At 73.4% G+C, this 26,478-nt stretch carries 27 protein-coding genes and 2 pseudogenes; 21 read left to right on the top strand and 8 right to left on the bottom strand.

What is annotated here, in order from left to right:
• Positions 1-113: 113 nt before the first annotated feature.
• The 4 genes and pseudogenes from MVA48_RS12955 (at position 114) to MVA48_RS12935 (ending at position 4,426) form a co-directional block, all read left to right on the top strand.
• Positions 114-785 (top strand): universal stress protein, encoded by a 672-nt coding sequence (locus MVA48_RS12955; protein WP_246980945.1) that lies wholly within the window; start codon positions 114-116, stop codon positions 783-785.
• A gap of 68 nt (positions 786-853) precedes the next feature.
• Positions 854-1,964 (top strand): annotated as a pseudogene (locus MVA48_RS24190) (hypothetical protein); the annotation flags it as partial.
• Between the two features lie 27 nt (positions 1,965-1,991).
• Positions 1,992-3,332, top strand: a complete 1,341-nt coding sequence (locus MVA48_RS12940; protein ID WP_371821244.1) for a hypothetical protein — start codon at positions 1,992-1,994, stop codon at positions 3,330-3,332.
• A complete protein-coding gene (locus MVA48_RS12935) occupies positions 3,329-4,426 on the top strand; it encodes an acetate/propionate family kinase (protein WP_246980943.1) in 1,098 nt (365 codons plus the stop codon). Before MVA48_RS12940 ends, MVA48_RS12935 begins: the two co-directional genes overlap by 4 nt.
• Positions 4,427-4,451: 25 nt before the next feature.
• On the opposite strand, the gene MVA48_RS12930 is transcribed toward MVA48_RS12935, so the two are convergent.
• Positions 4,452-4,607: a hypothetical protein gene (locus tag MVA48_RS12930; RefSeq protein WP_246980942.1), complete on the bottom strand. Its 156-nt coding sequence runs from the start codon at positions 4,605-4,607 to the stop codon at positions 4,452-4,454.
• Positions 4,608-5,194: 587 nt separating this feature from the next.
• Here MVA48_RS12930 and MVA48_RS12925 point away from each other — a divergent pair.
• A complete protein-coding gene (locus tag MVA48_RS12925; RefSeq protein ID WP_246980941.1) occupies positions 5,195-6,820 on the top strand; it encodes a peptide ABC transporter substrate-binding protein in 1,626 nt (541 codons plus the stop codon).
• Positions 6,821-6,929: 109 nt separating this feature from the next.
• A complete protein-coding gene (locus MVA48_RS12920) occupies positions 6,930-7,904 on the top strand; it encodes a quinone oxidoreductase family protein (protein WP_246980939.1) in 975 nt (324 codons plus the stop codon).
• Here the strand turns inward: MVA48_RS12920 and MVA48_RS12915 are convergent.
• Positions 7,901-8,395 (bottom strand): inorganic diphosphatase, encoded by a 495-nt coding sequence (locus tag MVA48_RS12915; RefSeq protein WP_246980936.1) that lies wholly within the window; start codon positions 8,393-8,395, stop codon positions 7,901-7,903. The two genes, MVA48_RS12920 and MVA48_RS12915, sit on opposite strands and share 4 nt — an antisense overlap.
• A gap of 56 nt (positions 8,396-8,451) precedes the next feature.
• Between MVA48_RS12915 and dacB the strand changes: the two genes are divergently transcribed.
• From dacB to MVA48_RS12865, 10 genes are all read left to right on the top strand, one after another.
• Positions 8,452-9,873, top strand: a complete 1,422-nt coding sequence (dacB, locus tag MVA48_RS12910) for a D-alanyl-D-alanine carboxypeptidase/D-alanyl-D-alanine endopeptidase (RefSeq protein ID WP_246980934.1) — start codon at positions 8,452-8,454, stop codon at positions 9,871-9,873.
• Between the two features lie 38 nt (positions 9,874-9,911).
• Positions 9,912-10,988: a zinc-dependent metalloprotease gene (locus MVA48_RS12905; RefSeq protein ID WP_246980932.1), complete on the top strand. Its 1,077-nt coding sequence runs from the start codon at positions 9,912-9,914 to the stop codon at positions 10,986-10,988.
• Between the two features lie 18 nt (positions 10,989-11,006).
• Entirely contained in the window at positions 11,007-12,020 is a 1,014-nt protein-coding gene (gene tilS, locus MVA48_RS12900; RefSeq protein WP_246980930.1) for a tRNA lysidine(34) synthetase TilS, read from the top strand.
• A complete protein-coding gene (gene hpt, locus MVA48_RS12895; protein ID WP_371821146.1) occupies positions 12,017-12,601 on the top strand; it encodes a hypoxanthine phosphoribosyltransferase in 585 nt (194 codons plus the stop codon). Before tilS ends, hpt begins: the two co-directional genes overlap by 4 nt.
• 261 nt (positions 12,602-12,862) lie before the next feature.
• Positions 12,863-14,851: an ATP-dependent zinc metalloprotease FtsH gene (ftsH, locus tag MVA48_RS12890; protein ID WP_246980928.1), complete on the top strand. Its 1,989-nt coding sequence runs from the start codon at positions 12,863-12,865 to the stop codon at positions 14,849-14,851.
• 73 nt (positions 14,852-14,924) lie between these two features.
• Complete coding sequence (gene folE / locus MVA48_RS12885; RefSeq protein ID WP_246980925.1) at positions 14,925-15,542, top strand: GTP cyclohydrolase I FolE; 618 nt, start codon at positions 14,925-14,927, stop codon at positions 15,540-15,542.
• A complete protein-coding gene (folP, locus tag MVA48_RS12880) occupies positions 15,539-16,387 on the top strand; it encodes a dihydropteroate synthase (protein WP_246980923.1) in 849 nt (282 codons plus the stop codon). The genes folE and folP overlap by 4 nt, the downstream gene beginning before the upstream one ends.
• Entirely contained in the window at positions 16,380-16,796 is a 417-nt protein-coding gene (folB, locus tag MVA48_RS12875) for a dihydroneopterin aldolase (RefSeq protein ID WP_246980921.1), read from the top strand. The genes folP and folB overlap by 8 nt, the downstream gene beginning before the upstream one ends.
• A 16-nt stretch (positions 16,797-16,812) precedes the next feature.
• Positions 16,813-17,316 carry a 2-amino-4-hydroxy-6-hydroxymethyldihydropteridine diphosphokinase gene (gene folK / locus MVA48_RS12870; RefSeq protein WP_246980919.1) on the top strand — a complete coding sequence of 168 codons (504 nt, stop codon included), beginning with the start codon at positions 16,813-16,815 and terminating at the stop codon, positions 17,314-17,316.
• The gene (locus MVA48_RS12865; protein WP_246980917.1) at positions 17,313-17,834 is read left to right on the top strand and encodes a DUF3180 domain-containing protein; all 522 of its coding nucleotides are present in this window, start codon (positions 17,313-17,315) and stop codon (positions 17,832-17,834) included. The genes folK and MVA48_RS12865 overlap by 4 nt, the downstream gene beginning before the upstream one ends.
• Here MVA48_RS12865 and MVA48_RS12860 read toward each other — a convergent pair.
• The 4 genes from MVA48_RS12860 to MVA48_RS12845 all read right to left on the bottom strand — a co-directional run bounded on the left by MVA48_RS12860 (position 17,831) and on the right by MVA48_RS12845 (position 20,713).
• Positions 17,831-18,985, bottom strand: a complete 1,155-nt coding sequence (locus MVA48_RS12860; protein WP_246980915.1) for an RNA polymerase sigma factor — start codon at positions 18,983-18,985, stop codon at positions 17,831-17,833. The two genes, MVA48_RS12865 and MVA48_RS12860, sit on opposite strands and share 4 nt — an antisense overlap.
• Before the next feature lie 4 nt (positions 18,986-18,989).
• Positions 18,990-19,397 (bottom strand): YciI family protein, encoded by a 408-nt coding sequence (locus MVA48_RS12855; protein ID WP_246980912.1) that lies wholly within the window; start codon positions 19,395-19,397, stop codon positions 18,990-18,992.
• 93 nt (positions 19,398-19,490) lie between these two features.
• Positions 19,491-20,159, bottom strand: coding sequence for a CBS domain-containing protein (locus tag MVA48_RS12850; protein ID WP_246980910.1), 669 nt, complete (start codon positions 20,157-20,159; stop codon positions 19,491-19,493).
• Entirely contained in the window at positions 20,150-20,713 is a 564-nt protein-coding gene (locus tag MVA48_RS12845) for an ATP-binding cassette domain-containing protein (RefSeq protein ID WP_246980907.1), read from the bottom strand. Before MVA48_RS12845 ends, MVA48_RS12850 begins: the two co-directional genes overlap by 10 nt.
• Before the next feature lie 29 nt (positions 20,714-20,742).
• On the opposite strand from MVA48_RS12845, the gene MVA48_RS12840 reads away from it, so the two are divergent.
• The 3 genes from MVA48_RS12840 to MVA48_RS12830 all read left to right on the top strand — a co-directional run bounded on the left by MVA48_RS12840 (position 20,743) and on the right by MVA48_RS12830 (position 23,322).
• A complete protein-coding gene (locus tag MVA48_RS12840) occupies positions 20,743-21,438 on the top strand; it encodes an ABC transporter permease (RefSeq protein WP_246980905.1) in 696 nt (231 codons plus the stop codon).
• Positions 21,435-22,166 (top strand): ABC transporter permease, encoded by a 732-nt coding sequence (locus MVA48_RS12835; RefSeq protein WP_246980903.1) that lies wholly within the window; start codon positions 21,435-21,437, stop codon positions 22,164-22,166. The genes MVA48_RS12840 and MVA48_RS12835 overlap by 4 nt, the downstream gene beginning before the upstream one ends.
• A 151-nt stretch (positions 22,167-22,317) precedes the next feature.
• Positions 22,318-23,322, top strand: a complete 1,005-nt coding sequence (locus MVA48_RS12830) for a glycine betaine ABC transporter substrate-binding protein (protein ID WP_246980901.1) — start codon at positions 22,318-22,320, stop codon at positions 23,320-23,322.
• 125 nt (positions 23,323-23,447) lie between these two features.
• On the opposite strand, the pseudogene MVA48_RS24185 reads toward MVA48_RS12830, so the two are convergent.
• Positions 23,448-23,750: pseudogene (locus tag MVA48_RS24185) on the bottom strand (DUF1684 domain-containing protein); the annotation flags it as partial.
• A 288-nt stretch (positions 23,751-24,038) separates the two neighbouring features.
• Between MVA48_RS24185 and MVA48_RS12820 the strand changes: the two are divergent.
• Entirely contained in the window at positions 24,039-24,800 is a 762-nt protein-coding gene (locus MVA48_RS12820) for a DUF6779 domain-containing protein (protein ID WP_246980899.1), read from the top strand.
• On the top strand, positions 24,770-25,501 hold the full coding sequence (locus MVA48_RS12815) for a hypothetical protein (protein ID WP_246980897.1): 732 nt from the start codon (positions 24,770-24,772) through the stop codon (positions 25,499-25,501). Before MVA48_RS12820 ends, MVA48_RS12815 begins: the two co-directional genes overlap by 31 nt.
• A gap of 7 nt (positions 25,502-25,508) precedes the next feature.
• Here the strand turns inward: MVA48_RS12815 and MVA48_RS12810 are convergent, their stop codons facing one another.
• Positions 25,509-26,258 carry an SDR family oxidoreductase gene (locus MVA48_RS12810; protein ID WP_246980896.1) on the bottom strand — a complete coding sequence of 250 codons (750 nt, stop codon included), beginning with the start codon at positions 26,256-26,258 and terminating at the stop codon, positions 25,509-25,511.
• Between the last annotated feature and the right edge of the window lie 220 nt (positions 26,259-26,478).

Below are 26,478 nucleotides of genomic sequence, written 5' to 3'. Positions count from 1 at the left end.
ACCAGGGCAGGTCCGGGGCGTTCGTCCCGCGGTTCGGCGACCGTCGACCCTGGGCAGCTGGTGGCCGGCGGACGAGGGTGGATGCGACCTGTCCACCTCGGGAGGACGCGCAGATGCCGACCGTGCTGTTCGTGATCCTCGTCGTGCTGCTCTGGTCGATGGTCGGGCTCGGGGCTGCGCTCGTGTTCCTCGGCCGGCACGGATACCGCGATGGCGCCTGGTACTTCCTCGGAGCCGTCCTCGGGCCGCTGTTCGTGCCCATCGCGATCGAACGTGGCCGTCGGGGCAGCCGGGTGCTCGAGCGCACGTCCGCCGAGGGTGCGGTTCCCGCGGGCAAGGTGGTCGTTCTCGTGGGTGTCGACGGCTCGGCGGAGTCCGACCGGGCCGTGCGCGACGTTGCGGCGCTGTTCGGGCCGGCACACGCACGCATCGTCCTGGCAGCCGTCGCCGACCCGAGCATCGGCGAGTTCGGCGACGACACCGGGCAGCAGAAGTGGCACGACCTGCTCGCGGAACGGGCCAGATGGCTCCCACCGGACGGACCCGCGCCCGTGCTCGAGGTCCTCTGCGGCCAACCGGACCTCGTGCTGCTCGAAGCCGCCGAGGTCGAGGAGGCTGATGCCGTCGTCATCGGCCGCCGCGGCCGGGGGCTGTCCCACCGGCTACTGGGCAGCGTCGCCGAATCACTGACGCGACGCGCGACCATCCCGGTGCTTCTCGCCGGACCGGCGTCCCGACGCGCGGGCACTCTCATGGACGAGCGCGCTGCGGAGTCGCCGAGGTGAACTGATCATGACGCCACGACCAGAGTCTGCCGTTCGGTCACCCGCGGAGGGATGCACGACCTTTGTGGGTGGCACGCGACGGACAACGGGCGAGCCTGCGCGGGGTGGTGACTGAGGTGGCGAAGGTCTCCCGAACCTCTGAGTCGGTAGATCCGCTTTCCGGCGAAGAACTGGCCGCACTTGACGCCTGGTGGCGGGCGGCGAACTACCTGTCGGTGGGCCAGATCTACCTGATGGACAACCCGCTGCTGCGCGAACCGCTGCGGCCCGAGCACATCAAGCCGCGGCTGCTGGGCCACTGGGGCACCACGCCGGGGTTGAACTTCGTCTACGCCCATCTCAACCGGGCCATCACGGCGCGCGACCTGGACATGATCTACGTGATGGGCCCCGGCCACGGCGGCCCCGGCCCGGTCGCGGCCGCCTGGTTGGAGGGCACCTACAGCCACTACTACCCGGACGTCTCCCAGGACGGCGCGGGGATGCGGCGGCTGTTCACCCAGTTCTCCTTCCCGGGTGGCATCCCCAGCCACGTCGCGCCGGAGACGCCCGGCTCGATCCACGAGGGGGTGAGCTGGGGTACGCGCTCACCCACGCCTACGGCGCCGCCTTCGACAACCCCGACCTGGTCGTGGCCGCGATCGTCGGTGACGGCGAGGCGGAGACCGGCCCGCTGGCGGGCAGCTGGCACGCCAACAAGTTCGCCGACCCGGTCACCGACGGCGCTGTCCTGCCGATCCTGCACCTCAACGGCTACAAGATCGCCAATCCCACCGTGCTGGCCCGCATCCCCCGCGGGGAGCTGATGGAGCTGATGCGCGGGTACGGCCACGCGCCGTACCTCGTGGAGGGCGACGACCCCGCCGACATGCACCAGCGGTTCGCCGCGACCCTCGACCGCTGCCTCGACGAGATCGCCGAGATCCAGCGCCGCGCCCGCGAGGAGGGGGTCGCCGAGCGCCCGCGGTGGCCGATGATCGTGCTGGCCTCGCCCAAGGGCTGGACCGGCCCGGACGTCGTGGACGGCCTGCAGGTGCAGGGCAGCTGGCGCTCCCACCAGGTGCCGTTCAAGAACGCGCGGGAGGACGCCGCCACCGGGCGGTGCTCGAGGAGTGGCTGCGCAGCTACCGGCCCGAGGAGCTGTTCGACGACGACGGCGCCCCGGTGCCCGCCGTCCGGGACCTGCACCCCGCCCACGAGCGGCGGATGAGCGCCAACCCGCACGCCAACGGCGGGAAGCTGCTGCAGCCCCTGCGGATGCCGGACTTCCGCGACCACGCGGTGCCGGTCGACGCACCCGGCACCGGTGCGGTGGAGTCGACCCGGGTGCTCGGTGAGTTCCTGCGCGAGGTCATGCGGGAGAACAGGACCACGTTCCGCGTCTTCGCCCCGGACGAGAACAACTCCAACCGGCTGGGTGCCGTCCTCGAGGTGACCGACCGGGCGTGGATGGCGGAGCGGCTGCCCGGCGACGACTCCCTCGCGCCGGACGGCAGGGTCATGGAGGTGCTCTCCGAGCACATCTGCCAGGGCTGGCTGGAGGGCTACCTGCTCACCGGCCGGCACGGGTTCTTCTCCTGCTACGAGGCGTTCATCCACATCGTCGACTCGATGTTCAACCAGCACGCCAAGTGGCTGAAGACCACCAACGGCATCCCGTGGCGGCGGCCGATCGCCTCGCTGAACTACCTGCTCACCTCGCACGTGTGGCGGCAGGACCACAACGGCTTCTCCCACCAGGACCCGGGCTTCATCGACCACGTGGTCAACAAGAAGGCCGACGTCATCCGGGTCTACCTGCCGCCGGACGCCAACACGCTGCTCTCGGTGGCCGACCACTGCCTGCGCACCCGGCAGTACGTGAACGTCATCGTCGCCGGCAAGCAGCCGGCGCTGCAGTACCTGGACATCGACTCCGCCGTCGAGCACTGCACGAAGGGCATCGGCATCTGGCCGTGGGCGAGCACCGACGCCGGCGCCGATCCGGACGTGGTGCTCGGCTGCGCCGGTGACGTGCCGACGATGGAGACCCTGGCCGCGGTGCAGATCCTCCGGGGGTGGTTCCCCGACCTGCGCATCCGCGTGGTGAACGTGGTCGACCTGATGCGGCTGCAGGACGACCGGGAGCACCCGCACGGGCTGTCGGACCGGGAGTTCGACGCCTACTTCACGACCGACAGGCCGGTGATCTTCGCCTACCACGGCTACCCGTGGCTGATCCACCGGCTGACCTACCGGCGCACCAACCACGCCAACTTCCACGTGCGCGGCTACGTCGAGGAGGGCACGACGACGACACCCTTCGACATCTGCGTCATGAACCGGATCGACCGCTACAACCTGGCCATCGACGTGATCGACCGGGTGCCGCGGCTGCGCACCGTCGGCGCCCACGCCCGCGACCGGCTCCGCGACATGATCACCGAGCATCGCCAGTACGTCCGCACCCACGGCGAGGACCTGCCGGAGATCCGGAACTGGCAGTGGGCCCCCGACGCCGGGCCGCAGACCGCCGGCGCCGACCCGATCCGCGAGCCCGAGGCGTGAGGGTCCTCGTCGTCAACACCGGGTCCAGCAGCCTGAAGCTGGCCCGCACGGACGCCGACGGCTCGGTCACCGCGGCCACGACCGTGGAGCACTGGCGGGGCGAGGGCGACCTCGCCCCGCTGGAGGAGTTCCTCGCCGGCTGCGGCCCGGTCGACGCGGTCGGGCACCGGGTGGTGCACGGCGGGCCCCGGTACGGCGGGGCCGCGCGGGTCGACGACCTGCTGGTCGCCTACCTCTACTCGATCAGCCACCTCGCGCCGCTGCACAACCCCCGCGCCCTGGCCGGGGTCCGCGCGGTGCGCGACCTGCTGCCCGAGGTACCGGCGGTGGCCGCCTTCGACACCGGCTTCCACGCCACCCTGCCGCCAGCCGCCCGCACGTACGCCCTGCCCCGCGAGTGGAACGAGCGGTGGGGGCTGCGGCGGTACGGCTTCCACGGCCTGTCGCACGCCTACGCGGTGCGCCGGGCGGCGGAGCTCGTCGGCCGGCCGGCCAGTGAGCTGCGGATCGTCTCGGCGCACCTGGGTGCCGGGGCGTCGCTGACGGCGGTGCGCGGGGGCGTCTCGGTCGACACCACGATGGGTTTCACGCCGCTGGCCGGCCTGGTCATGAACACCCGGCCCGGCACCGTCGACCCCGGGCTGGTGCTCTGGCTGCTCGAGCACGGGCACGTCCCCGAGCAGGAGCTCGGCGACGTCTTCGAGCACCACGCCGGGCTCAAGGGACTCAGCGGCACCGACGGCGACCTGCGCGACGTGCTCGCCGGCCGAGCCGCCGGGGACACCGACTGCGCGCTGGCCTTCGACGTCTACCTGCACCGCCTGGTGCGGGAGACCGCGGCGATGACCGCTGCGACCGGCGGCCTCGACCTGCTGGTGATGACCGGCGGCGTCGGCGAGCACTCCTGGCAGGTGCGCGAGGCCGTGGCCGCGGAGCTGGGCCACCTCGGGCTGGGTGTCGACGCCGACCTCAACGAGGCCACGACCACCGACGGGGACATCAGCACGCCGGGCGCCACCGCGCGCACCGTCGTCGTCACCGCACGCGAGGACGTTGAGATCCGCCGTCAGGTGCTGGCCGTTCTGGGCGGCTGACCCCGGCCACCCCGTCGGTCACTAGTTAGGACGACGAGGCGCTGGGTCGCGTCAGCGCGAGGAAGCGGTCAAGGGTGCCGTCGATGCCCGTGCCGAACGGCTGCTGATCGACGAGGACGACGAGGTCGAACAGCCCCTCGCACCTGGGCGGTCGTTGACCGGACGCAATGTCGCGAGACACCTGCGAACCGTGTCCCGCGACTTGGTATCCGGAGCGAGTGACAGGAATCGAAGCCGCACGGTCAGCTTAGACGGCTGACTTCTTTGGGAACTACTTGCCCTGCCAACCGCCCAATCAGGCTGGAGTCGCGCCTTCCGATTGCCTCAGCACCGCACCCATGGCGGCGGCCAGAGCGGCATCTCGCTCCCTCTTCCCCTTTCTCTTGGAGGGCCATGCCGTGTGCCAGCGTGTGTGCCATCGCGGGCCGTCCACGGCTATCCGCAGCCGTCCGCCCCAGACCGCCTCGCCCGGCTGACCTGCAAGTCCGTACGTCAGCGGACCACCCCGGACCCCGCCCCTGCGAACTCGTAATGAGAAGGTCGTCGGTTCGATTCCGACAGGCGGCTCCACCTTCCTCCACCTTCCTCAGCCTTCCGGCCGGTCGGTCAGAGTTCCCTCGCCCGGAGAGCGTGACGGACGTCTCCATCCAGTCCGGCCCCCGGGACGCCGACTTGCCTGGTGGAGATCGGTGAGTCCGGCTGCGACCGCTGCCGCGCCGCTCCACGTCCGCGGGCGCCGGAACATGGCGGCCCCGGGAAGGCACGACGATGACTAGCAACAAGCGCCCCTCGCGCCTGGCGTTCGCAGCGCTCGCCGGCACCGTGCTGCTCAGCGGCTGCGCCACGCCCGGGAGCGGCGACGAGAACACGCTCGACCCGGTCAGCATCGCCATCGGTGAGCCGGGTGCACCCCTCGTCCCCGGCAACACCGTCGAGGAGTACGGCGCCCAGGTCCTGGAGTCCCTGTGGACCGGGCTCGTCGAGTACGACGCCGACGGTGCGGTCAGCTACACCGGCGTGGCGGAGTCCGTCACGTCCGACGACAACGTCACCTGGACGGTGGCTCTCCACGACAGCTGGACCTTCCACGACGGGTCCCCGGTGACCGCCGCGTCCTTCGTCGACGCCTGGAACCACACGGCCTACAGCCCGAACGCGCAGGCCGGCTCCTACTTCTTCGCCAACATCGAGGGTTACGGCGACCTGCAGGCCCCGACCGACGACGCCGGCGACCCGACCGGCGAGCCCGCCGCCCGCGAGCTCAGCGGGCTGACCGTGGTCGACGACACCACCTTCACCGTGACCCTGGTCGCGCCGTTCGCGCAGTTCCCCGTGACGCTGGGCTACAACCCGTTCTTCCCGCTGCCCGAGTCCTTCTTCGACGACCCCGAGGCCTTCGGCGCCCGCCCGGTCGGCAACGGGCCGTTCGAGGCGGTCGGCGCGTTCGTCCAGGGCGAGGGCCTCACGGTCCGCGCCTACGACGAATTCGCTGGCGAGCGGGCCGCCTCGGTCGAGGCGCTGGAGTTCCGGGTCTACGCCGACACCGACACCGCCTACACCGAGGCGCTGGCCGGCGAGCTGGACGTCCTCCCGCGCATCCCGGCCGACGCCGCCGGCACCGCCACGGACGAGTTCGCGGGCCGGTTCGTCGAGACCGCGGCCTCCGGCTTCACCTTCCTCGGCCTGCCGCTCTATCAGGAGCGCTACGCCGACCCGCGGGTCCGCCAGGCGCTGTCGCTGGCCATCGACCGGGACGCGATCACCGAGAACATCTTCTCCGGCACCCGCGAGGCCGCCGACTCCCTGGTCCCGGCCGCCGTAGACGGCCACCGCGACGCCGCCTGCGACTACTGCGTCCTGGACGTCGACCGGGCCAACGAGCTGCTCGACGCGGCCGGCTTCGACCGGTCGCAGCCGATCGAGCTGTGGTTCAACGCCGGCGCCGGCAACGAGGCCTGGATGCAGGCGGTCGGCAACCAGCTGCGCACCAACCTCGGCGTCGAGTACGTCCTGAAGGGCGACCTGGCGCCGCCGGAGTACGGGCCGCTGCTGGGCACCCAGGGCATGACCGGGCCGTTCCGCATGGGCTGGTCGATGGACTACCCGAGCCCGCAGAACTTCCTGGAGCCGCTGTACGCGACCGGCGCCGGAGCCAACTTCGCGTTCTACAGCAACCCGGAGTTCGACGCGCTGCTGGCCGAGGGCAACGCGGCCCCCACCGGTGAGGAGGCGATCGGCTTCTACAACCGGGCGGAGGACGTCGTCCTCGAGGACATGCCGGTCATCCCGCTGTTCTTCGACGTGACGCAGTCCGTGCACTCCGCCGACGTCACCGACCTGGTCGTCGACGTCTTCGGCCGGGTGGACACCGCGGCGCTGACCCGCGCGGGCTGAGCCCCGCACCGACGAGCGGCCCTCGACTTCCGCGGAGGTGGGGGCCGCTCGTCGTCGTCCGCGCCGCAGGTGGCAGCCTCCCCGGCAACGGCGCGCGGAGGAGGAGCACGTGGTCCAGTCGGTGATGGTCGGGCGGACGGGTGGACCGGAGGTCCTCGAGCTCCGGGACAGCGAGCAGCGGGAGCCCGGCCCGGGCGAGCTCCTGGTCGACGTCGAGGCGGCCGGCGTCAACTTCATCGACGTCTACCAGCGCGAGGGCCGGTACCCGATGGACCTGCCGTTCGTCGCCGGCTGCGAGGGCGCCGGCACCGTGCGGGCCGTCGGTCCGGACGTCGACCTGCGCCCCGGCGCCCGGGTGGCGTGGGCCATGGTCAACGGCACCGGCTACACCCAGCGAGCGGTCGTGCCGGCCGATCGCGTGGTCCCCGTCCCGGACGGCGTGACCACCGAGCAGGCCGCGGCCGTGCTGCTGCAGGGGGTCACCGCGCAGTTCCTCTGCACCAGCACCTGCCCGGTGCAGGCCGGCGACCAGGTCCTGGTGCACGCGGCCGCAGGCGGCGTCGGGCTCCTGCTCACCCAGATGGCGGCCGGCCGGGGCGCCCGCGTCATCGGCACGGTCTCGACCGACGAGAAGGCGCGGCTGGCCCGCGCGGCCGGCGCCGTGCAGGTCGTGCGGTACGACCACGAGGACGTCGTCGAGCGGGTCCGCGAGCTCACCGGCGGGCGGGGAGTCCGCGTCGTCTACGACGGCGTCGGCCAGGCCACCTTCGATGCCAGCCTCGCCTGTCTGGCGCCGCTGGGCACGCTGGCGCTCTTCGGTGCCTCGAGCGGCGCCGTGCCGCCCGTCGACCCGATGCGGCTGGCTCAGGGCGGCTCGCTGTTCCTGACCCGCCCGACGCTGGCGACCTACGTCGCCGACCGTCCGGGCTTCCTGGAGCGCGCGGCCGACGTGTTCGAGCAGGTGCGCAGCGGTGCCCTCGACGTGCGCATCGGCGGGCGCTACCCCCTCGCCGACGCCTCCCGGGCGCACGCGGACCTCGAGGCCCGCCGGACCAGCGGGAAGTCGCTGATCATCCCTGCCTAGTGGTGCGGAGCGTCGGTCTTCGCGCGCTCCAGCGAGGCCAGGATCTCCTCCTCGGCCTCGCCGCGGCCGACCCACTCGGCGCCCTCGACCGACTTGCCCGGCTCGAGGTCCTTGTAGGTCTCGAAGAAGTGCTGGATCTCCAGCCGGTCGAACTCCGGGACGTCATTGATGTCGGTGAGGTGGGCCATCCGCGGATCGGTGGCCGGCACGCACAGCACCTTGTCGTCGCCGCCCGCCTCGTCGGTCATGCGGAACATGCCGAGGGCGCGGCAGGTGATCAGGCAGCCGGGGAACGTGGGCTCGTCGAGGATCACCAGCGCGTCCAGCGGGTCGCCGTCCATGCCGAGGGTGTTCTCGATGTAGCCGTAGTCCGCCGGGTAGCGGGTGGAGGTGAAGAGCATCCGGTCCAGGCGGATGCGTCCGGTCACATGGTCCAGCTCGTACTTGTTCCGCTGGCCCTTCGGGATTTCTACCGTCACGTCGAACTGCACGCGCTTAGTGTGACCTACGGCGACCTCCGCGTACTCGGCGGAGGTCTTTCTTGGGGGTGGGCACCATCGCGTCGACCGGTTCGACGATCGTCCGGGCGAAGACCGGGCGGTTCCGTCGGCGCCTCGCCATGGGCGTCGTCGGCCTGGTCCTGCTGCTCGTCGGCGGGGTCGTCGGCGTCGGCGTCCTCCTCGGCGGGAACGACGACGACGGCGGCAGCGAGGCGGTGGCCATCCCCGAGGCGGAGCTGCCCGAGCTCGGCGACGCCGTCCCGGTCCTCGCGTCCCTGTCCGCCGACGCGCCCGCCCCCGACCCCGCCGTCCTCGCCGGACAGCTGACCCCGCTGCTCACCGCACCCGGCCTCGGCACCGGCGTCTCGGCGCAGGTCGTCGACGTCGCCACGGGGGAGTCGCTGCTCGACCTGGACGCCGCCGACCCCGCGACCCCCGCGTCGACCGCCAAGCTGCTCACCGCGGCGGCCGCGCTCACCACGCTCGACCCCGCCGAGACGTTCGAGACCACCGTCGTCGCCGGTGCCAGCCCCGGCGAGGTCGTCCTGGTCGGCGGCGGGGACCTCACCCTCTCCCGGACGGCGCCCTCGCAGACCTACCCGGGTGCGCCGACCGTCGCCGACCTGGCCACCCAGGTGACGGCCGCGCTGCCCGCCGGCACCCCCGTCACCCGCGTGGTCGTCGACAGCTCGCTGTTCAGCGGTCCGCTCACCGCCAGCGGCTGGGGCGCCGGCGACGCGCCGTCCAGTTACGCGGCCCCGGTCACCGCCACCGCCGTCGACGGCGCCCGGCTGAGCCCGGGCTCGCTGGCCCGCAGCGGCCAGCCCGGCCTGGACGCCGGAGCCGCCCTCGCCGATGCCCTCGGGGCGCCCGACGCCGCCGTCGTCCTCGGGCAGGCGCCGGCCGGTGCGCAGACGCTGGCCACCGTCTCCTCGGCCCCCGTCGGGCGACTGGTGGAACAGATGCTGTCGCAGTCGGACAACATGCTGGCCGAGGCCCTGGCCCGGCACGTCGCGCTGGCCCGCGACAAGGAGGCCAGCTTCGCCGGCGGCGCCCAGGCCACCACCGAGGCGCTGTCCGCGGCCGGCATCGACGTCACCGGCGTCTCCCTCGCCGACGGCAGCGGCCTCTCCCGCGAGAACCGCGTTCCCGCCTCGGTGCTGACCGCCGTCGTCACCGCGGCCGCGGACGGCACCCTCGGCAGTGCCTCGGCGCTGCTGTCGGGGCTGCCGGTCGCCGGGTACGACGGCACGCTGTTCGACCGCGGGGACGCCGAGACCGCGCCCGGCACCGTCCGCGCGAAGACCGGCACGCTGCAGGGCGTGCACGCCCTCGCCGGCACCGTCGTCACCCTCGACGGCCGGCTGCTCGCCTTCGCGGTGGTCGCCGACGGCTCCCAGAGCGAGCAGGCCGCCGAGGACGCCCTGGACGACGTCGCCGCCTCGCTGGCCAGCTGCGGCTGCCGCTGAGCGCCGGGCACGAGCGCCGCGCCGCGTACCGTGAGGCGATGAGCAGCGCCTCCCTGGTCGACTGGAACCTCGCGGGTCGCACCGCCCGGAAGCTGATGGCCGCCGGCCCCTCGACCACCCGCGAGGAGGCCGCTGCCGTCGTCCGCGACCTGCACGACAAGGCCGCCGTCGCCGTCGCCCACGTCGAGGGGCTCACCGGGCTGCATCCCGCGCCGGGCGGGATCGTCCCCGAGGTCGCCGTCGTCGACCGGCCGGGCTGGGTGGACGCCAACACCAGCGGGATGGCGGCGCTGCTCGACCCGCTGGTGCAGGCGCTCACCGAGAAGCAGGACACCCGCCCCGGCCCGCTGGCCACCGCCATCGGCTCGCGGGCCACCGGCGTGCAGGCCGGCGGGCTGCTGGCCTTCCTCTCCTCCCGCGTGCTCGGCCAGTACGAGGTGTTCGGCACCGGCGGCCGGCTGCTGCTGGTCGCCCCGAACATCGTCGCCACCGAGCGGAAGCTCGGCGTCGACCCGGGCGACTTCCGGCTCTGGGTCTGCCTGCACGAGGTCACGCACCAGCTGCAGTTCACCGCCGTCCCGTGGCTCAAGGGGCATCTCGAGGCCGAGATCGCCCAGTTCGTCGACGCCACCGACCTCAGCTCCGAGGTCCTCCGCGAGCGCCTGCAGGACGTGCTGCGCAGCGTCGCCGACGCGGTCCGCGGGGGCGAGGGGGAGTCCGAGGGGCTGCTGGCACTCGTGCGCGCGCCCGAGCAGCGCGCCGTCCTCGACCGGGTCACCGCCGTGATGAGCCTGGTGGAGGGGCACGCCGAGTACGTGATGGACGGCGTGGGGCCGGACGTCGTGCCGACGGTGAAGACGTTGCGCAAGCGGTTCGCGCAGCGCCGCAAGGGCCGCGGCCCGCTCGACCGCGTGCTGCGCCGCATGCTCGGGCTCGAGCAGAAGATGAAGCAGTACGCCGAGGGCCGGGTCTTCGTCGGCGGCGTCATCGACCTCGTCGGCATGGAGGGCTTCAACCGGGTGTGGGACGGGCCGCACAACCTGCCCCGCGTCGAGGAGCTCACCGCACCGGCGACCTGGGTGGAGCGGGTGCTCGGCCGCCCGGCCATCGCCTGACGGGCGGGCGGGCAGGGCATGGCCGGCCCGCCGCGGGCGGTGGCCGTCCTCCGCCACGCCGTGCGCTCCGGCCTGCTCGAGTCGACGCGGCCGGTGCTCGTGGCGTGCAGCGGGGGAGCCGACTCCGTCGCGCTCGCGGCCGCCCTGGCCTTCGAGGGACGCGCGTTCGGCGTCCGGATCGGCGGCGTGACGGTCGACCACGGCCTGCAGGCCGGGTCCGCCGAGCGGGCCGAGGGGACGGCGGAGCTGCTCCGGGGACTGGACCTGACCCCGGTGCTCGTCCGCACGGCCGAGGTCGGCGCCGAGGGCGGCCCCGAGGGGGCCGCCCGCGCCGCCCGGTACGCCGCCCTCGCCGACGCCGCCCGGGAGTGCGATGCCCGGGTGGCCCTGGCCCACACGCTCGACGACCAGGCGGAGACGGTGCTGCTTGGGCTGGGCCGCGGATCGGGCCCCCGGTCGGTGGCGGGCATGGTCGAGGAACGGGAGACCGACGGCGTGACCTGGTGGCGGCCGCTGCTCGCCGTCCGGCGGTCCACGGCCCGGCAGGCGTGCGCCGACCAGGACCTCCCCGTCTGGGAGGACCCGTGGAACGCCGACCCCGCCTACACCCGGGCCCGGCTGCGCAGCGAGGTGCTCCCGCTGCTCGAGGACGTGCTCGGGGGCGGCGTCGCGCCCGCCCTCGCCCGGACGGCGGCGATGCTGCGCGAGGACCTCGACGCGCTGGACGCGCTCGCCGCCACCGCCCCCCGACCGTCCCGGCTGCCCGCCGCCGACGTCGCGCACCTGCCGCCGGCGCTGCGACGCCGGGTGCTGCGGCTGTGGCTGCGCGACCACGGCGTCCCCGACCTGCAGGCGGTCCACCTGGACGCCGTCGACGCGCTCGTGGCCCGCTGGAAGGGGCAGGGGCGGGTGGACCTCCCGGGCGGCGCAGGCGTGGTCCGGGCGTCTGGCAGGCTGGTGCTGCAGCCCCCCGACGGCCGGGGCGGCGCCCCGCGGAACCCAGCCGACGAGATCGAGGAGCCCTCCCCGTGAGCGAGTCCGTGAAGACCACAGGGGCCCTCGGTCCCGACCACGGGTACGGCCCGGACATCTCCCACGTGCTGCTGAGCGAGGAGCAGATCCAGGCGAAGATCGGCGAGCTCGCGGCGCAGGTCGCCGACGACTACGCCGGCAAGGAGGTCCTGCTCGTCGGCGTCCTCAAGGGCGCCGTCCTGTTCATGAGCGACTTCGCCCGCGCCCTCCAGCTGCCCACCCAGATGGAGTTCATGGCCGTCTCCTCCTACGGCTCGGCGACCAGTTCGTCCGGGGTCGTCCGGATCCTCAAGGATCTCGACCGCGACATCACCGGCAAGCACGTGCTGGTGCTCGAGGACATCATCGACTCCGGCCTGACCCTCTCCTGGCTGCTGAAGAACCTCGGCGGACGCAGCCCCGCCTCGCTGGAGGTGTGCGCCCTGCTGCGCAAGCCCGACGCGGTGAAGGTGGAGGTGCCGGTGAAGTACATCGGGTTCGACATCCCCAACGAGTTCGTCATCGGCTACGGCCTCGACTACGCCGAGCGGTACCGGGACCTGCCCTACATCGCCACCCTCAAGCCCGAGGTCTACGCCTAGGAGCCGTTGATCATCGGCGGATGGCGGCCCCCGTCGGCCGTGTCGACCAGCCATTTGCCGATGATCAACCGAGGGAGGGGTCCACCCCACCAGCGGGTCAGACAGGACGCGCGCACAGCGGATCCACAGGCCGCCCGGTGTACCGTCGAGCCCGACGACGCTGCTCCCAGCGCCGGGGTCCACGCCCGGATCGCAGGCGGCGTCCCCGGACGATCAGGAGGGTCGACGGGCAGGCCGGCCCCCGGCGCCCGGCATCGGTGTATGGAACGTAAGAAGATCTTCCGCTCCGTGTGGTTCTGGGTCGTCCTCGTCGTCCTCCTGGCCCTCACGTTCTCCTCCTTCTTCCGCGGCAACGGCGGCTACACCGAGGTGTCCACCTCGACGCTGCTGGCCCAGTTCTCCGAGGGAAACGTCGAGTCGGCGACGATCAACGACAAGGAGCAGACGCTCGACGTCGAGCTGCGCAACGAGGTCCAGGGCACCGACAAGATCACGGCGTCCTACCCGATCGGCGCGGCGGAGGACGTGTTCGACCTCGTCTCCGGCGCCGGGGACACCAGCGCGGTCGACTTCGACACGAACGTCACCCAGGAGAGCCTGCTGGTCAGCCTGCTGGTCAGCTTCCTGCCGTTCCTCATCCTCCTGCTCCTGCTGTTCTGGCTGTTCAACTCCATGCAGGGCGGCGGCCGCGGCGTCATGCAGTTCGGCAAGTCCAAGGCCAAGCAGGTCACCAAGGACACCCCGAAGACGACCTTCGCCGACGTCGCCGGTGCCGACGAGGCGATCGAGGAACTGCACGAGATCAAGGACTTCCTGTCCAATCCGGTCAAGTTCCAGGCCGTCGGCGCGAAGATCCCCAAGGGCGTGCTGCTGTTCGGCCCGCCCGGCACCGGCAAGACGCTGCTGGCCCGCGCGGTCGCGGGCGAGGCGGGGGTGCCGTTCTTCTCGATCTCCGGCTCGGACTTCGTCGAGATGTTCGTCGGCGTCGGCGCCAGCCGGGTCCGCGACCTGTTCGAGCAGGCCAAGACCAACGCCCCGGCGATCATCTTCGTCGACGAGATCGACGCAGTCGGCCGCCACCGCGGCGCGGGCATGGGCGGCGGGCACGACGAGCGTGAGCAGACCCTCAACCAGATGCTCGTCGAGATGGACGGCTTCGACGTCAAGGGCGGCGTGATCATGATCGCCGCCACCAACCGGCCCGACATCCTCGACCCGGCACTGCTGCGCCCCGGCCGCTTCGACCGGCAGATCGCCGTCGACCGGCCCGACCTGCTGGGCCGCAAGGCGATCCTGGCGGTGCACGCCAAGGGCAAGCCGCTCGCGCCCGACGTCGACCTGGAGACAGTCGCCCGCCGGACCCCGGGCTTCACCGGCGCGGACCTCGCCAACGTGCTCAACGAGGCGGCGCTGCTGACCGCTCGCACCAACGGCTCCCTGATCACCGACGAGACCCTCGAGGAGGCGATCGACCGCGTCATCGCCGGCCCCGAGCGCAAGACGCGGGCGATGAGCGAGAAGGAGAAGAAGGTCACCGCCTACCACGAGGGCGGGCACGCGCTCGTGGCACACGCGCTGCCCAACCTCGACCCGGTGCACAAGGTGACGATCCTGCCGCGCGGGCGCTCGCTCGGGCACACACTCGTGCTGCCCACCGAGGACAAGTACACCCAGACGCGCTCGGAGATGATCGACACCCTGGCCTACGCGCTCGGCGGTCGCGCCGCGGAGGAACTGGTCTTCCACGAGCCCACCACCGGCGCGGGCAACGACATCGAGAAGGCCACCTCCATGGCCCGCGCGATGGTCACCCAGTACGGCATGAGCGCCAAGCTGGGGGCGGTCAAGTACGGCAGCACCGACGCCGAGCCGTTCCTGGGCCGCGACATGGGCTCGCGTCCCGACTACTCCGAGGCCGTCGCCGCCGACATCGACGCCGAGATCCGGGCGCTGATCGAGGCCGCCCACGACGAGGCCTGGGAGATCCTGGTCGAGTACCGGCACGTCCTCGACCAGCTCGTGCTCGAACTGATCGAGAAGGAGACGCTCTCCAAGGAGGACATGGCGCGGATCTGCGCGCCGGTCACCAAGCGCCCCTCGCTCGCGCCCTACAACGGTTTCGGCAAGCGGACGCCGTCCGACCAGCCGCCGGTGCTCACGCCCGCCGAGCGTGCGGCGCAGAACGGCAACGGTCGCCCCACCACCGACCCCACGCCGGTGGGTGACGTCGGAGCGCCGGTCCAGAGGTGAGCGAGCTCGCGAGCTCACGCGGAGAGGCAGTAGCGCCGCGAATGCGACCGACGAGCGGCAGCGAGGAGGACGCATGAGCGAGGTGCCGGCGGAGCCGGAGGACCAGCTCCTCCGGCGTGCGGGCGAGGTCGACCAGGAGCGCGCGGCCGCGGCCGTCCGCGAACTGCTGCTGGCGGTGGGCGAGGACCCGGACCGGCCCGGCCTCCGGGACACCCCGGGGCGGGTCGCCCGTGCCTACGCCGAGACGTTCGCCGGCCTGCGGCAGGACCCGTACGACGTCCTGGCGACGACGTTCGACGAGGACCACGACGAGATGGTCCTGGTCAAGGACATCCCGATGTACTCGACCTGCGAGCACCACCTGGTGCCCTTCCACGGCGTCGCCCACATCGGCTACATCCCCGGCTCCGACGGTCGGGTCACCGGCCTGTCCAAACTGGCCCGGCTGGTCGAGGTCTACGCCCGCCGCCCGCAGGTCCAGGAGCGGATGACCAGCCAGATCGCCGACGCGCTCGACGAGGTGCTCAAGCCCCGCGGCGTGCTGGTGGTCATCGAGGCCGAGCACCTCTGCATGGCGATGCGCGGCATCCGCAAGCCCGGATCGACGACGGTCACCTCGGCCGTGCGGGGCATCTTCCGGGACAACGCGCCGACACGGAGCGAGGCGATGAGCCTCATCCTGGGCAAGTGACCGGCCTCCCACGCCCCGGCCACTGCGTCGTGATGGGCGTCCTCAACGTCACACCGGACTCGTTCTCCGACGGCGGCTGCTTCTCCGACGCCGCGACGGCGATCGCGCACGGGCTGCAGATGCACGCCGCCGGGGCCGACTACGTCGACGTCGGCGGCGAGTCGACCCGGCCGGGCGCCGACCGGGTGGACGCCGACGAGGAGTGCCGCCGGGTGCTGCCGGTGGTCCGCGAGCTCTCCGCCGCGGGCGTGCGCACCAGCGTGGACACCACGCGCGCGGAGGTCGCCGAAGCGGCGATCGAGGCCGGTGCCGCGCTGGTCAACGACGTCAGCGGTGGGCTGGCCGACAAGAACATGGCCGAGCTCGTCGCCGAGACCGGCATCCCCTGGGTGCTCATGCACTGGCGCGGCCACAGTCGCGAGATGTACGCGGCCGCCCGCTACGGCGACGTGGTGACCGAGGTGTGCGCCGAGCTCACCGCCCGGGTGGAGGACGTCGTGGCCGCGGGTGTCGCCCCGGAGCAGCTGGTGCTCGACCCCGGCCTCGGGTTCGCCAAGAACGCCGACCACAACTGGGCGCTGCTGGCCGGCCTCGACCGCCTCGTCGGGCTCGGGTTGCCGGTGCTGGTCGGCGCCTCCCGCAAGTCGTTCCTCGGCCGGCTGCTGTCCGACGCGGACGCCAACCCGCGCCCGGCCGAGCAGCGGGACGCCGCGACGCTGGCCACCACCGTGCTGGCCGCCGAGGCGGGAGTGTGGGGGGTGCGGGTGCACGACGCCGCGGCCTCCGTGGACGCCGTCCGCGTGGTCGCCGCCGTCCGCGGAGCGGGCAGGGGGCGCCGTGGTTAGCGTCCGGCCCGACCGCATCGAGATCCGCGGCCTGCGCGCGCACGCCCACCACGGCGTCTACAAGCGCGAGCGGGAGCAGGGGCAGCTCTTCCTGGTCGACGCCGTCCTGGAGCTGGACACGCGGCCGGCGGCCGCCCGCGACGACCTGACGGTCACGGTGAATTACGCCGAGATCGCGCAACGGCTGCACGCCGCGCTGGTGCACGAGCCGGTCGACCTGCTGGAGACCCTCGCCCAGCGGCTCGCCGACGTCTGCCTCGGCTACTCCCTCGTCGACGCCGTCGAGATCACCGTGCACAAGCCCGACGCCGACCTGGGCGTGCCGTTCGGCGACGTCGTGGTGTCGATCCGGCGACAGAAGGACCCGTCCCTCCCCGCGGGCCCCGGGGACGGGCCGACGAACGCATGACGAAACGGATCCTCCCGTGACCCGGGCGGTGCTCTCGCTCGGGTCGAACCTCGGTGACCGGGCCGGTGCCCTGCGGACGGCGATCGCCGCCCTCAAGGACGACGGGCTGGTGGCCCGCTCGACGCTGTACGAGACCCCGCCGTGGGGGCCGGTCGAGCAGGGGGCCTACCTGAACGCGGTCGTCGTCGTGCGCGGTCCGCGCGACGCCCGTGGATGGCTGACCCGGGCACACGAACTGGAGCAGGCGGCCGGACGCACCCGCGACGTCCGCTGGGGGCCGCGCACCCTGGACGTCGACGTGGTCACCGTCACCGACGACGACGGCACACCGGTGCTCTCGGACGACCCGGAGCTGACGCTGCCGCACCCTCGTGCGCACGAGCGGGCGTTCGTCCTGGTGCCGTGGGCGACGTTGGAGCCCTCCGCCGTGGTACCGGGTCGGGGCCGGGTCGCCGACCTGGTGGCCGCGTTGCCGCGCGAGGACGTGGAATCGGTCGTCCGCTGGGAGCACCTGCATTGAGGCCCGTCCCGCGCCGCGACCTGGCCGTCCTGGCGGTGGGCCTGGCGGTGGCCGCATGGCTGGTGGTGCGTGCCGTGTACGGCGCGCTGCCGCCGCTGCAGTGGTGGCTGCCCACCCCCGTGGCCGTACTGGCCCTGGCCGAGGCGCTGGGGGCGCGGACGCTGAAGATCCGGCTGACTGCCCAGCGCGAGGCGCGCTCGGCCGTCCACCGGCCGACAGCGGCACCTCAGCCGCCGTTCGTCCGGCCCGTCGAGCCGATGCTCGTCGCCCGCCTGGCCGTGCTGGCGCAGGCCAGCGCCTACGTCGGTGCCGTCTTCACCGGCGTGTGGGGCGGGGTGCTCCTGCACGTCGGCCCGGCGGTCGGGAGCCTGCAGGCCGCCGGTGAGGACACCGTCACCGCGGCCATCGGGCTGGTCAGCTCCGCGGCGCTGGTGGCGGCCGCTCTCTGGCTCGAGTCCGTCTGCCGCGTGCCGCCGTCCTCGACCGACGACGAGCCCGCACCGGGGGTGTCGGCCTAGCAGCCGTCAGCCGGGGCGGCCGGCCGCAGGCGTGCGGCCCGCCGGGTGAGGTGGTCGCGCTCGGCCGTGTTCGACGCGGCGCGTGCCGCCGCGGCGTAGAGGTCGGCGGCCTCGGCGAGCCGACCGGCCTTCTCGTGCAGGTGGGCCGACGCTGCCGCGTAACGGGGCAGTGCCTGGTCGAGCTGCGCCAGGGCCGCCAGCCCGGCCGGGGCGCCGTCCGCCTCGCCGACGGCCACGGCCCGGTTCAACCGGGCCACGGGGGAGTCGGTGAGCGCGACGAGTTCGTCGTACCACTCCACGATCTGCACCCAGTCGGTCTCGTCGAACCGCCGGGCGTCGGCGTGCAGGGCGGCGATGGCCGCCTGGGCCTGGTACTCGCCGAGCCGGTCCCGGGCCAGCGCGGCCTGCAGGATCTCCACGGCCTCGGCGATCATCGCCGTGTCCCACCGGGTCCGGTCCTGCTCGGCGTGCGGGACCAGGCGGCCGGCGGCGTCGGTCCGCGCGGCGCGGCGCGCGTGGTGCAGCAGCATCAGCGCGAGCAGCCCGGCGACCTCTGGGTCGTCGACCACCGCCGCCAGCTGCCGGGTCACCCGGATCGCCTCGGCGGCGAGGTCGACCTCGCCGGAGTGTCCCTCGTTGTAGATCAGGTAGAGCACCCGCAGCACCGTCGCCAGGTCGCCTGGCTCGTCCAGCGACACCTCGGCGATGCGCCGCTTCGCCCGGCTGATCCGCTGCGCCATCGTCGACTCCGGCACGAGGTAGGCCTCGGCGATCTGCCGCGTGGTGAGCCCGCCGACCGCCCGCAGCGTGAGCGCGACCGCCGAGCTCGACGTCAGCGACGGGTGCGCGCACAGGAAGTAGAGCCTCAGCGTGTCGTCGGCCGAGGGCACGGGTCCCGGCGGGGGCTCCAGGTCGTAGGCGATCTCGCGGCCCTGGCGAGCCCCCTGGGAGCGGAGCAGGTCCAGGCGCTTGCGCCACGCGACGGTGACCAGCCAGCCCTTCGGGTCCCGCGGCGGGTCCGTCGGCCACGTCTCGACGGCCTTGACCAGGGCCTCCTGGACGGCGTCCTCGGCCGACGCGAAGTCCGCTCCGCGCCGGACGAGGACGCCGATCACGTCCGGGATCAGCTCCCGGAGCCGCGAGTCGTCCACGCCGTCACTCGGTGACCCGGGGCGGCGCGCCGAGGAAGGGCCGCACCTCCAGCCACTCGTGGATCGGCTTCCCCCCGGCGCCCGGCGCCGCCGACAGCTCGCCGGCGAGCTCGACGGCGCGGTCCCAGGAGTCGACGTCGATGACCATCCAGCCGGCGATCAGGTCCTTGGTCTCGGGGAAGGGACCGTCGGTCACCGGCGGCCGGCCCTCCCCGTCGTAGCGGACCCACGCACCCTCGGGCGCGAGCGCCTGCCCGTCGACGAACTCACCCGACTCCCGGAGCTTGGCCGCGAAGTCGTTCATGTAGGCCACGTGGGCGTCGATCTCCTCGGGCGCCCACCGGTCCATCGGTACGTCGTTCACGGCTGCCGGTGCGCCGCGGTAGTGCTTGAGCAGCAGGTACTTGGCCATCGTGGATCTCCCTCGTCCGTGCGGCCCATCCTGGCCGCCGCACCACGGGGACGGAGCCGACCAGCCGTTCTCGACACCACGTGGGAGAAGATTTCAGGCGCGGGTCGCGCCGGCCACCTCGGGTGCGGAGCCCTCGACCGAGCGGCGCAGCGCGGCGTGCAGCGACTCCGGGGTCAGCACGCCCAGGAACCGGTCACCGTCGAGCACCGCGACCCAGCCCGCCTCCATCTGCAGCATGGTCGAGAACGCCGTCTTCAGGGACGAGTCGGCCGGCACCCAGGCATCCATGCGGCGGGCGGCCGTGCCGACCGTGCCCGGTCCCGATGCGCGCTCGGCCGACAGCCAGCCGTGCAGGTTCCCCAGGTCGTCCAGGACGACGGCCCACCGGGCGCCGGAGCGCTCCAGCGCGGCCCGGGCCTCGGCCATCGTCTGGGCGAGCCGCACCACCGGTGGCTGCTCCAGGTCCGCGGCGTCGATGCCGGTCACCGCCAGGCGCTTGAGACCCCGGTCGGCGCCCACGAAGTCGGCGACGAACGCGTTGGCCGGCCGGCCCAGCAGCTCGGCGGGCGTCGCGTACTGCTCGACGTGCCCGCCGACGCTCATCACCGCGATGCGGTCGCCGATGCGCACGGCCTCCTCGATGTCGTGGGTGACGAAGACGATCGTCTTGCGCACCGCCTGCTGCAGGCGCAGGAACTCCGACTGCAGCCGCTCCCGCACCACCGGGTCCACCGCGGAGAACGGCTCGTCCATCAGCAGCACCGGCGGATCGGCGGCCAGGGCGCGCGCGACACCGGCCCGCTGCCGCTGGCCCCCGAGAGCTGAGCGGGGTAGCGGTCGCCGTGGACGGCGGGGTCGAGGCCCACGGTCAGGAGCAGCTCGTCGACCCGGTCGCGGATGCGGCGCTTGTCCCAGCCCAGCAGCCGGGGGACGGTGCCCACGTTCGCCCGCACCGTCTGGTGCGGGAACAGCCCCACGCTCTGGATGACGTAGCCGATCCGGCGGCGCAGCCGGTCGGGGTCGACGCGGGTCACGTCCTCGCCGCCGAGCAGGATCCGCCCGGTGGTCGGCTCGATGATCCGGTTGATCATCTTCATCGTCGTGGTCTTGCCGCAGCCCGAGGGGCCGACCAGCACCGACAGCTCGCCGGCGGCGAAGGTGAGGTCGAGCTCCGCCACGCCGACGGTGCCGTCGGCGTAGACCTTGCTCACGCCGTCGAGCCGGATCTCCTCGGCCGCGCCGGACCCGGTCGGCGGCCTCCCCGACGGCCTCCCCGACGGCCTCCCCGACGGCCCGGTCTGCGCAGTAGCGTCCACGGGGTGACCCTCCTGGGAAGCGCCCGCTGGTGAGCGCGCTGTCCGGCCCGGTGCTCGCTGCGGACGAGGCCCCGAACCCGTGGTTCGACGGAACCTACGTGGTCGAGAACTGGTCCACCATTCTGCGCTACGCCGGCGAGCACGTCCGGCTCACCGCCGGCGCCGTCCTGCTCGGAGCGCTGATCGCCCTGCCGCTGGCGCTGCTCGCCCGACGGAGCCGGCTGCTCTCCGGCTCGATCCTCGGGCTGTCGACGATCGTCTACACCATCCCGTCGCTGGCCATGTTCGCCTTCATCTTCCCCTTCACCGGGCTGTCGGCGACCACCGTGCTCATCGGCCTGGTGGCGTACTCGCTGGTCATCCTCGTGCGCAACTTCCTCGCGGGGCTGCAGGGCGTGCCCGACGACGTGCGGGAGGCGGCGCGGGGCATGGGCTACGGATCGGTGCGCCGGTTCGCGCAGGTGGACCTCCCGCTGGCGCTGCCGGCGTTCATGGCGGGGCTGCGCATCGCCACCGTCTCGACCGTCGCGCTGGTCACCGTGGGGGTCCTCGTCGGTCACGGCGGTCTCGGTCAGCTGATCACCGGTGGCTTCAACGCCAACTTCTACCGCGCCCAGATCGTCACCGGCACCCTCGGGTGCGTGCTGCTCGCCCTGGCCGCGGACGTGCTGCTCGCCGGTGTCGAACGCCTGCTGACACCCTGGACCCGGGCGGTCCGGTCGTGAACGCCTTCGGCGAGGCCGTCGTCTACCTCAACGACCCGTTCAACTGGACGCGGCCCAACGGGATCCTGGACCTGCTGGGCGTGCACCTGGCCATCTCCGCGGTGGCCGTCCTGGCGGCGATGGCGGTGGCGCTGCCGATCGGCATCGCGCTGGGCACCAGCGGGCGCGGCGGTGGCGCCGTCGTCGTCCTGTCGAACGTCAGCCGCGCCGTCCCGACGCTGGCGCTGCTCACCCTCTTCGCCGTCAGCGACATCGGCTTCGGCAACCGCGCGGCCACCATCGCGCTCGCCGTCTTCGCCTTCCCGCCCATCCTCACCAACACCTTCGTCGGGTTCCGCGGGGTCGATCCCGACGTGCGGGAGGCGGCCCGCGCCATGGGCATGCGGCGCGGGCAGGTGATCCGCCGCGTCGACCTGCCGCTCGCCCTGCCGCTGGTCATGACCGGCATCCGGACGGCGGCCGTGCAGGTCGTCGCCACGGCGGGTCTGGCGGCGCTGGTCGGCGGCGGTGGGCTTGGCCGGCTGATCACCCTCGGCTTCGGCCAGCAGAACTACGGGCTGCTGATCGCCGGCGCCCTCCTGATCGCCGCGCTGTCGCTGCTCACCGAACTCGTCCTCGTCGTCGGAAGCTGGCTGGTCTCGCCCGGGAGGCGGCGCCTGCCGTTCCTGCGTCCTCGGTCGCAGGCTGTCGCCACGCCGGAGCCGACCGCCTCCGGCATGCCGCTCTGACGTCCCGGCGGTAACGGAAGGGCAACGCGTCGCCGGAGATCGATTGCGCGCAAGCGATCTGCGCGGTTGCATGTGCTCCGCGGGAGTCCTCCCGCCAGACACGCGTGGTGGAAGACACCGCCACGGGACACAGAAGGCGGGGCGTCACGCCATGCGCGCACGCAGTTCGATCATCGCTCCCCTGGCTCTCGCGGTCGCCCTGACCGCGGCCTGCGGCGAATCCGGTTCCTCCGGCACCGGCGGCAGCACCGACAGCGACACGACCCAGGCCTCGGGCGAAACCTGCGCCCCTGTCCCCGGCGACCAGCTCGTGGTCCTCGAGGACGACAAGGCGCTGCAGAACGCCGACAACGTCATCCCCGCGGTGCACGCGGCCACCGCCGAGGCGCAGCCGGCGCTCCTGCCGGCGCTGAACGCCGTCTCGGCGGTCCTCACCACCGAAGACCTGGTGAACATGAACGCCGCCGTGGACGTCGAGCGGCAGAGCGCCCAGGACGTCGCCGCCGCCTGGGTCGAGGAGAGCGGGGTGACCGAGGGCCTCGAGCAGGGCAGCGGCGCCATCGCCGTCGGCGGAGCCGGTTTCACCGAATCCGTCGTGCTGGCCAATGTGTACGCGAACGTGCTGACCGCCGCCGGGTTCGACGCCACCGTCCGGGAGGTCGGCAGCCGCGAGCTGTACCTGGAGGCGCTGAAGGCCGGTACGGAGATCCAGGTCTTCCCCGAGTACCTCGCCACCGTCACCGAGTTCCTGGAGGGCGACGAGGCCAACCAGGTCGCCAGCGGTGACGTCGACGCCACGCTCGAGGCGCTGCAGCCGCTGGCCGCCGAGGCCGGGCTGGCCTTCGGCGAGCCGGCCGACGCCGTCGATCAGAACGCCTTCGCCGTCACCACGGCTTTCGCCGAGCAGGTCGGCGTCACCACGCTGTCGGAGCTGGCCGAGGCCTGCGACGACGGCTCGCTGGTCCTGGGCGGCCCCGCCGAGTGCCCCGAGCGTCCCTACTGCCAGCCGGGGCTCGAGGAGACCTACGGTCTCGAGTTCGCCGAGTTCCGGGAGTACGGCGACACCGGCGGACCGCTCACCAAGGCCGCCATCCAGCAGGGCGAGGTCTCGATGGGCCTGGTCTTCAGCTCCGACGGCGCGCTCGCCCAGGACTGAGCGGAGTGCCACGGGCGCGTTCTCCGCGCCCTGGCACTCCGCTCAGTACCAGCCGCCGGGGGTAGCCGCTCGCCCGCGTCGACCGACGCGGTCGATCGGTTGCCCTCCGGTGCGAGCGGGCAGGACCAGCGCGGGTCGTAGGCGCACGACGGGTGGTAGGCGAAGTTCAGGTCCACGACCAGCCGCCCGTCCTCCCCACCGAGGTCTGCGCCCTTGATCGTGTCCAGCAGGTAGCGGCCGCCGCCGTAGCTCGTCGTCCCGGCGGTGCCGTCCCGCAGTGGCAGGAAGACGCCGCCGCCGTAGCCGCTCACCCACCAGAGGTCCAGCCGGCCGGGACCGACGATCTCCACGGCGGCGAACCGCTCCAGGGCGACGACGCCGTCGTCCGCGGTCGGCACCGCCAGCCGCGTGGCATCGGCCGGCAGCACCGCGGCCTCGAAACGCAGATCCGGGTCGTACGGGGCGTACGGCAGCCCGCGGAACCTGCCACGGACCTCCGGCCCCAGCGGCGACTGCGGATGCCCGGCGAACAGCTCGTCACGGCCGTCCCGCCAGGTCCGCCACCCCCGTTCGGGATCCCGGGCGCTGCGGGCGGCGGCGTACAGCTCGGCGACCCGACGCCGCCAGTCGAGCAGGTCGAGGCTCACCCACCCACTGTCGCAGCCACCTCGTTTCCTTGCCCGGACTCGGAGTGCGTCCGCCGCTACGCTTGGGCCATGCCCCGCCGTGAGGACGACGTCGTCGCTCCTCACCGTGGCGCCCCCGCGACCCGGACGCTCATCCAGGCCGGCGGCTTCCTCCTCGCGGCGGCCGCGACGCTCGCGGTGTTCTTCACCGACAACCCGAAGCTGCTCAAGGTCGCGGTGCTCGCGGTGGCCTGGGCGTTCGTGCTGGCCACGTACGCCGCCGGACGGCGCACCGCCGACAGGGTCGCCGCACGGGCCCGCGAGGCCGAGCTGCGCCATGCCTACGAGACCGAGCTCGACCGCGAGGTCGCCGCCCGACGCGAGTACGAGCTGGAGCTCGAGAACGAGCTGCGCCGCGAGGCCGAGGACTCCATGCGCGAGGAGCTCGACGCACTCCGCGGGGACATCGCCGCTCTCTCGGGACTGCGCGACGAGGTCGCCCGGGTGGCGCAGCTGCGCGGCGACATCGCTGCCCTGACCGATCTGCGCGACGAGGTGGCGCGCGTCGCGGCGCTGCGAGACGACGTCACCGCGCTGACCTCCCTGCGCGACGACGTCGCGTCGCTGGCCGCCATGCGCGAGGAGCTGGCCGAGCTCGCCGAGCTGCGCGCCGACATGGGCCGGTTGCGCGCCGAGCTGACCGAGCAGCTGTCCAGCGAGATGCTCGTCGAGCGGATCGTCATGCGGACCCAGGCCAGCCGGCTCTCCGGCGACGCCAACCGGCTGGAGGCCCCAGGCCGCGCCCTCGATGCCGGATCCTCGTGGGAGGAGGCCGGCCCCCGCGGGAGCTGACCGGCGGCTGGCCGGCCGTCCGCCTCGACGAGCCGCACCCGCCGACCCAGCAGTTCGAGCAGGTGCGGGTCGAGCGGTCGACCGCGCGGCCTCCGGTGCCGGCGCCCGAGCCGGGTCGCTGGGACGCCCCGTCCACCGCGGCGTTCGGCAGCGTCGCCCCGCCGCCGGCGTTCGTGCCGCCGTCCGTGGCCGCCTACCGGCCGCCACCGGTGCCGCCCGCCCAGCCCGAGGAGCCGGCGTCGGAGCCGCGTCTCTGGTCGTCGACGGAGCAGCCACCGGCCACCTCCGCCTTCCCGCTGTCCGTCCCTCCGCCGGTCGACCGTCCGCCGGAGGAGCCGCCGTCGCCCCTGGAGTGGCTCGCGGCCCGCTCGCTGCTCGACCCGGCCGCGGCATCTCCTCGCCGGCGCCGCGGGGACGACGAAGGCCCCGTGCCCGAGGCCGCCGGCGCCACGACCACGCAGCGGCCGGTCGTCCCGGCGGGTCCGCCCCCGGTCCGCATCGACGACCGGGGCGGGTACCGGGTCGCCGTCCGCGACGAGCCGGCGGCCGACGGACGGCCCGGACCCGGCCAGGAGAAGCGGCTCGACCAGATCCTCGCCGAGAACGGGGTGGCCCCCACCGCCGGAGGCCGGCGGCGGCGCCGCTACCGGGACGAGGACGAGCCCGACGACGTCCTGGCCCGGGTGCTCGGCCGGGGCTGACCACGCCCTACCGGCCGACCGACAGCCGTCCGCCGTCGAGCACCAGGGTCTGGCCGGTGACCCAGCCGGCTCCCTCGCCCAGCAGGTAGGCTGCCGCCTCCCCGACGTCGGCCGGTTCCCCGAGCCGCCCGGCGGGGTACCCCGCGGCCACCTCGGCCTCGCGCCCCTCGTAGAGGGCACCGGCGAACCGGGTCTTCACGACGGCCGGCGCCACCGCGTTGACCCGCACCGCGGGGCCGAGCTCCACCGCCAGCTGGGTGGTGAGGTTGATGACCGCCGCCTTGCTCACGCCGTACGCGCCGATGTTCTCGGAGCTGCGCAGGCCCGCGACCGAGGCGACGAAGAGCACCGAACCGCCGTGCTCGCGCATCCATGCGCGCCACGCCTCCTGGACCAGGCCCAGCGACGAGACGACGTTGGTGTCGAGGATCTTGCGGAAGGCGTCGAGCTCCAGGTCCACCATGGGGCCGTAGACCGGGTTGACACCGACGTTGCCGACCAGCATGTCGAGGCTGCCGAAGGTCTCGACGGCCGTGCGGACGGCCTCGGCACGGTGTCCGGCGTCGCCCGCGTGACCGGGGACGGCGACGGCCACCTCCGGACCGCCGAGCGCCTCGACCGCCTCGGCGAGCGCCTCCGGCTTGCGCGCGGTCACCACGACCCGGGCTCCCCGGTCGACCAGACTCTGCGCGATCGCCAGCCCGATCCCACGGCTGCCCCCGGTCACCAGCGCCGTCCGCCCGTCCATGCTCCTCATGCGGCCCACCGTAGGGACGCGCCGAGCCACCCGAACGAGGGGTCGCGCACGGGCGGGTGAGCGACGACACATGCCGCAGCCGTTGCGGGAGGCCGGAACCGGTCACAGACTCGCCTTCGGCGTGCCACCCGCGCGACACAGCCGGTTGCAGCGGGACGACGCCACTGCAGGACCGCACCACCAGCACGAGCTCGACGGCTTCCAACGACGGGAGCCGCTC

Source organism: Blastococcus sp. PRF04-17, from assembly GCF_023016265.1.
Classification (GTDB): domain Bacteria; phylum Actinomycetota; class Actinomycetes; order Mycobacteriales; family Geodermatophilaceae; genus Blastococcus_B.
Note: the sequence above shows the minus strand (reverse complement) of the source record. Positions and strands in the feature narration are given on the sequence as shown.

What these genes read in the sequence shown, in the direction of transcription:
- MVA48_RS12955 (WP_246980945.1), top strand. Translation starts at nt 114, where the DNA reads ATGCCGACCGTGCTGTTCGTGATCCTCGTCGTGCTGCTCTGGTCGATG.
- MVA48_RS12940 (WP_371821244.1), top strand. Translation starts at nt 1,992, where the DNA reads ATGAGCGCCAACCCGCACGCCAACGGCGGGAAGCTGCTGCAGCCCCTG.
- MVA48_RS12925 (WP_246980941.1), top strand. Translation starts at nt 5,195, where the DNA reads ATGACTAGCAACAAGCGCCCCTCGCGCCTGGCGTTCGCAGCGCTCGCC.
- MVA48_RS12905 (WP_246980932.1), top strand. Translation starts at nt 9,912, where the DNA reads ATGAGCAGCGCCTCCCTGGTCGACTGGAACCTCGCGGGTCGCACCGCC.
- tilS (WP_246980930.1), top strand. Translation starts at nt 11,007, where the DNA reads ATGGCCGGCCCGCCGCGGGCGGTGGCCGTCCTCCGCCACGCCGTGCGC.
- ftsH (WP_246980928.1), top strand. Translation starts at nt 12,863, where the DNA reads ATGGAACGTAAGAAGATCTTCCGCTCCGTGTGGTTCTGGGTCGTCCTC.
- folE (WP_246980925.1), top strand. Translation starts at nt 14,925, where the DNA reads ATGAGCGAGGTGCCGGCGGAGCCGGAGGACCAGCTCCTCCGGCGTGCG.
- MVA48_RS12855 (WP_246980912.1), bottom strand. Translation starts at nt 19,397, where the DNA reads ATGGCCAAGTACCTGCTGCTCAAGCACTACCGCGGCGCACCGGCAGCC.
- MVA48_RS12830 (WP_246980901.1), top strand. Translation starts at nt 22,318, where the DNA reads ATGCGCGCACGCAGTTCGATCATCGCTCCCCTGGCTCTCGCGGTCGCC.
- MVA48_RS12820 (WP_246980899.1), top strand. Translation starts at nt 24,039, where the DNA reads ATGCCCCGCCGTGAGGACGACGTCGTCGCTCCTCACCGTGGCGCCCCC.
- MVA48_RS12810 (WP_246980896.1), bottom strand. Translation starts at nt 26,258, where the DNA reads ATGAGGAGCATGGACGGGCGGACGGCGCTGGTGACCGGGGGCAGCCGT.